Origin of the sequence: Occallatibacter sp. (assembly GCF_049582745.1) — a bacterium.
GTDB lineage: Bacteria > Acidobacteriota > Terriglobia > Terriglobales > Acidobacteriaceae > Telmatobacter.
This window is the reverse complement of the sequence record NZ_JBAUUO010000024.1, coordinates 1-1,782: the sequence shown is the minus strand read 5'-3', so window position 1 is coordinate 1,782 and position 1,782 is coordinate 1. Positions and strand designations below refer to the sequence as shown.

2 protein-coding genes are annotated in these 1,782 nt (G+C 55.0%); both read right to left on the bottom strand.

The features are described 5' to 3' along the window. Positions 1 to 1,019 (bottom strand): heme o synthase (gene cyoE, locus WCA10_RS03135; protein WP_472821032.1); only part of this gene is annotated, 1,019 nt, incomplete at its 3' end. A gap of 1 nt (position 1,020) precedes the next feature. Further along, the coding region (locus tag WCA10_RS03130; protein WP_472821031.1) for a cytochrome c oxidase assembly protein at positions 1,021 to 1,782 on the bottom strand (762 nt) is incomplete at its 5' end.

Sequence of the window (1,782 nt, the reverse complement as noted above, 5' to 3'; positions counted from 1 at the left end):
GTCCCAGTCAGCTCCTGCCAATGCGTCTCGCCTAGTTTTTGTTTGTGATACATAAGCCACGCTGCGGCCGTCGCAGGTCGGGACATTGGATCGCCTGGCCGATTGCATAGAGTCGCGCTTAGGCCATACAACAGTGGAAGATAAACGATCGAGGCCGTCAACAGCCGGCGTGCAGCTGCTCTCGAACGCTGAACCACAAATTCCAATCCGAAGTACAAGAACCCCTCACCCAGCAGTACTGCGGCACAATAAAAGATCATCGCGTGCCGAGACGGAGATTGCATAATGCTGATACCGACGAGAGCAAACAATGGCAATAAAGTTTCCAAAATCATGAAAGGAACTCTCCCATTGCCTGTCGGTAGAACCAAATAGCCTGCGCGGTCGTAGTCTTCGCGATACATCCAAGCGATTGCCATGAAATGTGGAAACTGCCACAGAAAGAGCATGGCGTACAGCATCCCCGCCTCGATGTTCAGTCGGCCGGTGGCCGCAGCCCAACCAATGAGCGGCGGCATGGCGCCTGGAAAAGCTCCGACGAGAACACACATTGGTGTTCTTCGCTTCAGCGGGGTGTACACGAACAGATAGGTCAGCAACGTCGATGTTGCGAGCGCACTAGCGAGCAGATTTATAACTACCGCGAGATAGATGCCGCCGACTGCTGCCAATGCACTTCCAAAGACGAGGACCGAAATGGGTTTGACACGTCCAGCCGCGGCTGGACGCCGGGCGGTTCGGCGCATTTGGGCGTCGAACTCTCGTTCGAGGTATTGGTTTAGCGTACCGGTCCCACTGGCCACCAACAATGTTCCGAGCAAAGTGTTGAATAGCGCCGCGAATGAAAACCGCCCAGTACTTGCGGAGGCCATGTAGAACCCAACAAAAGTTGCGATCAAGATCAGGAAGTTCACTTCTGGCTTGGTGAGCGCCCAGTAGTCTAGCCAGGCGGATCGGCCCAAATGGGGGGCTTGCACCGCATTGGAAGAAGACGCGTTGAGTACGGACTGGTGGGACATTTCAGACCGCCTCCACCCGGTGTGGATCCATCGATCGTTGGGGGGAGAGTAAGCGCGTGGTGAAGATTGCCCCGGCGATTAAATAGACGACGGTGACGCAAGTCCACATCAGCGCACCAGCACATTGCTGGTCTTCCAGGGCAGTCAATCCAAATTGCCGAGATGAAGACAAATAGACCGGGTAAACCACACGGTCGCAAAAAACGAGAAATCCAGAGAGAATGTCGCACGGTAATGTCGCGAAAAACAGATACAAGAGTATCGACGAGTCTGACCATTTCAATGCGTTCCGCGGAGACTCAACCACTGGCCACCAGAAAAGAAGTCCGGTTACGAGAAACGAAGCTTGCTCGATCCCATGCCACGTTTGGGATCTCAATCCAAGCATAAATATCGAAGGAATATGCCACGCAACTAGAGTGGCGGTGGCTCCAATCCAGCCAATCGTCGGGTGCGGAAGAATCCGCCCCGGCTCCCGCATGGGTTCCGTGCGGGGTGGGCGAATGACCAACTCCCCGAGCTTTTTCACCCGGCGTTGCGGCAGCAGCTTCAAGGGCTCGCCAAGCAAGATCAAAGGAGGCGCCACGGTCATCAGCAACAGATGTTGAATCATGTGCACCGTGAGCAGATCGTGATCGAGAACGGATAAGGGTGAACCGAGCCCGAACCAAGTCAGCAACAGCCCGACAAAGAAACTCCAAGCACGCCAAGTCTCAACTCCGTCTGGGACGAGCCATGCAACACGCATCCATCGCTGCAGGTA